The organism is Emticicia sp. (assembly GCF_049241225.1).
In the GTDB taxonomy this organism is placed as follows: domain Bacteria; phylum Bacteroidota; class Bacteroidia; order Cytophagales; family Spirosomataceae; genus Emticicia.
The window spans coordinates 1-4124 of record NZ_JBMLRC010000200.1 but is presented as its reverse complement, the minus strand read 5'-3'; the positions used below and the strand labels follow the sequence as shown (position 1 = coordinate 4124).

Below are 4124 nucleotides of genomic sequence, written 5' to 3'. Positions count from 1 at the left end.
GCTTACTAACAGTGAGTTATCAAGCCATCAAGGCCGCTTTGATGAATCCTGTGAAATCATTGAAAACGGAATAGAAAATAGTTATTGGTTGATTATTATTGGAAATTGGTTTAAAACACCAGATTCCAGTAAAAATCACAAATCACAAAATTATGATACGCAATTACTTTAAAATCGCTTTTCGCAATTTACTGCGAAACAAACTTTACACAACGCTCAATGTATTGGGCTTGACTTTTGGACTAAGTTGTTTTTTATTGATTGGACTTTATTTGTTCGATGAACTTACTTTTGACCAACAGCATAACAATGCCGACCGTATTTTTCGTGTAATTGAACATCGCAAAACACCAACAGAAAACAAAAATATTGCAGCAGTTAGCTATAAATTATCTGAAGAATTGCCTAAAAACATTTCTGAAATCGAAAATATCGCTCGCCTGACTCAGTTCGGAAGAGATAATTTGGGGAATGTGCTTGGGCAGAAGAAGTTTTTGGAAAATATAACAGTTGCTAATAATGGTTTGATGGAAGTTTTTGATTTTGAAGCCGTCGATGGTAATCCAAAAACAGCTTTAAAAGAGCCTAATTCGATTGTCATTGTAGAAGATTTGGCGATGCGACTCTTCGGTAATGCGAAAGTTGCAGGAAAAACTGTGAAATGGGATGGCTACGAGCAACCAATGACGATAACTGCGGTTATTAAAAATCATCCTCGAAATTCGAGCTTTGATTTCAATTCGGTGTATTCTGAAAGTACTTATTCGTCGGATACAAGTTATGTCAATGATGTTAGCCAAGATTGGTCTTCTAATTCTTTCATGGTTTTTGCACTGTTGAAGAAAAACTCAAACTCTGAAGCAGTTTCGCCTAAAATGAAGAGCCTACTCGATTCCAATTTTAAGCCAGAAATAGGTACTTCGATGACGTTTTCGCTTCAATCTTTGAAAGATATGCACCTGCATTCCGAGAATATTATTAATCAAATAGTCAGTTCAAATACCTCTTCGGCAAACACAGGTTCAATATTTTACATCAAAATTTTTGCGATTATCGCTCTTTTTGTTTTGCTCATTGCGTGTATCAACTATATGAATCTTACGACCGCAAAGGCCTCAAACCGAAGCAAAGAAATTGGTATAAAAAAGGCCGTTGGGGCAGTTAGAGGGCAGTTGATTACGCAGTTTCTTACCGAATCGGTTTTGGTAACATTCATTTCGTTTGTTTTATCGGTTGTTTTGGTCAATCTGATATTGCCATTTTTTAATGATTTTGTCAATAAGGAGCTTTCTCTTGGTTTTTCGACTAATTATCAGATTTGGCTCGCTACGATTATCGTAGTTTTAATAACTGGCTTGTTATCAGGAACTTATCCTGCATTTATGCTTTCTCGTTTTAGTCCGATATTGCTATTGAAAAGCCTAAAAATTCCGAATAAATCTGATTTTTCACTCAGAAAAGGCTTGGTTGTTTTTCAATTTACGATTTCGGTGGTGATGATAGTGGCTACAATTGTTTTATTTTTTCAAGTGAAATTCTTGAATAATAAAGATTTAGGGTTTAATAAAGAACTTTTGTTGGTGGTTGATATTAATAGCGGGAAAATCCGACAATCATCTCCCGCCATTGTTTCGGAGTTTTCAAAGATTCCGAACGTAAAAAATGTATCGACTACTTCACGAGTGCCAGGCGAGTGGAAAAATATTCCTACCATAAAAGTTAAACCGATGGGCGACGTCGGTGAACCTAAAATCTCATACTTTTTAGGAGTTGATGAAAGTTTCTCGAAAACCTTTGAAATTGAATTATTAAAAGGAAAAAACTTTGCAGGAATGAGCGACTCGGCTTCGGTGATTATCAACGAAACTGCGGCTAAAATGCTGAATATCAGCGAGCCTTCTAATCAAATACTCGAAATTCCAGAGAGAGCAATGGGCGGAAGTTTTCGGCCTCTATCTAATAATCAAGTATTTAGAGCGAGAGTTATAGGTATAGTAAAGGACTTTCATTTTCAGACTTTAAGAGAAAAAATTGCTCCAATGGTATTGGGTTATCAACGAAATCCAATTCACAATATTGATTATTACACTTCGAGGGTTGAAGCTAAAAATATAGATGCTACTTTGAAAAAGATGGAGCAAATTCTGACAAAAATTGACCCCGAAAACTTGTTTGAATACCATTTTCTCGACCAACAATTGGCACTATTTTATACCGAAGATGCTCGCCGACAGTCGATGCTCATTTGGGCAGCTTTAGCCACAATTCTGATTGCATGTTTGGGGCTTTTTGGATTGGCAACTTACGCCGCCGAACAGCGTGTGAAAGAAATAGGGGTGAGAAAAGTATTGGGAGCAAGTGTAGTAAATTTAGCGACTTTGCTTTCAAAAGATTTCTTGAAATTAGTATTGATTGCTAACGGAATAGCTTTTCCGATTGCTTGGTGGGCAACTGACAAATGGCTGCAAGAATTTGCTTATCATATCGAAATTCAGTGGTGGTTTTTTGCTTTGGCAGGAATGATGGCTATTGCAATTGCTTTACTAACAGTAAGTTACCAATCCATAAAAGCTGCTTTAATGAATCCTGTGAAAAGTTTGAAAACGGAGTGATTTAATTAAATGATATGTAAATGTCGGGTTTTAATTTTATTGATTAATAAGAATTGCAACCTCAAATAGTAGAATTTGGTAGAATCTGTTCTGAATCCTACCAAATTTTAATTATTTAGTATTATTGCTTCGCCATGAATTTGTTCACGTCTAACCAATGGATAAAGGCATCGAACCACTTATTGCTGGTACGATTTGGATTACCGAGGCCAAAACCATGTCCACCATTTTGATAAAGGTGAAATTCTACGGGAATACCCGCTTTGAACCATGAGTCAATAACGCCAAACTGACCTCTGAAAAGAAAATCGTCGGAAGCTATCACATTAAACATCGGTGGTGCATTTTTGGGTACTTCCACTGGCCCCATTCCGCCATAAATTGGTCCAATAAATGCCAACTTCATAGTTTTAGAATTCAGTGTAGCGTGCATGGTTAATCCTGCACCAGCAGAAAAACCAATCATACCAATTCTTTTTGTATCTACTCCCCATTCATCAGCCCTTTTCAGAATCATTGCATAAGCCGCTTCAGCATCTTCCAACTGGTTATTTAAGTTACGCTGCGGTGCTGGGGGATTAGCAGCAGGTTTTGCGTCAGCAGCAGGTGCAGGAGCTGGTGTGCGAGGGCGATTCATCCATGCCGTAAAATCTTCCAGTTTTTCTGGTGTTGGATTTAGTCTGTATTTCAAAACAAAAGCCGCAAACCCTTGTTTGGCAAGTGCTTCGGCTACTTCCCAGCCTTCATTTCCCAAAGATAACCAACTAAATCCACCACCGGGAGCTACTATTACTGCCGCACCATTTGCTTTGCTTTTTTCAGGTAAAAATGGTGTAAGTGTAGCCTTAGTAATGTTACGTGCCATAGGGTCTCCCCATTGCTTAAACCAAGTTTCAGAGGCTGGTTGATTTTCAACACCGCCAGTTCCGAGCGGAATTGCGTTGGGTTCTTTGGGTGTTTCTAATGGGTAAATAGTGCCATCTTGAGCTATCACAACCGTTGAAAATAGCATAAGGCAAAGCATATAAAATGCTTTATTCATTTTTTTGAATTTTATTAACATAAAATATAATTAAAAGTTGAAAATTCAAATATAGTGTATTTTTGACACGTTTTAAAATTTTATTCTTTCTAATATGTTTTTATGATTAAACTTAGGTTTTTCATCTATTTGATGATTAATTAGAGATTAGTTCATTTTACTCAATCTATATACTTAAATAAATCCTTTGAAGAGCTTGAAAACGGAATAGTTTTTTAGTTACTGGAGGTTATTAGGAGATTGTGGCGTCTCCCGTGCGGGTATATTTTAGGCAATGACAACTTACCAATAATCAGTTTCCCAGTAACCAATCACTAATAAGAAAACTGTCCATACTCGTACTGTAAATGTCCGAAAATGGACATTTTTGGCGTTTGAATAAATTGTAAACGTTTGATTATTAGTCTATTAAAAGTTTGGCACATCATTAGATGAATAGTAATAAATTATGAAAAAGCTATGCTAAGAAA

Annotated in this window: 2 protein-coding genes; one reads left to right on the top strand and one right to left on the bottom strand. The window is 36.5% G+C overall.

Going from position 1 to position 4124, the window contains the following annotated elements; all coding sequences use genetic code 11:
- Positions 1-152: 152 nt before the first annotated feature.
- Positions 153-2612, top strand: a complete 2460-nt coding sequence (locus tag ACOVO2_RS11125; protein WP_421770040.1) for an FtsX-like permease family protein — start codon at positions 153-155, stop codon at positions 2610-2612.
- Positions 2613-2733: 121 nt separating this feature from the next.
- On the opposite strand, the gene ACOVO2_RS11120 is transcribed toward ACOVO2_RS11125, so the two are convergent.
- Positions 2734-3654: an alpha/beta hydrolase gene (locus ACOVO2_RS11120; protein ID WP_421770039.1), complete on the bottom strand. Its 921-nt coding sequence runs from the start codon at positions 3652-3654 to the stop codon at positions 2734-2736.
- Positions 3655-4124 lie beyond the last annotated feature (470 nt).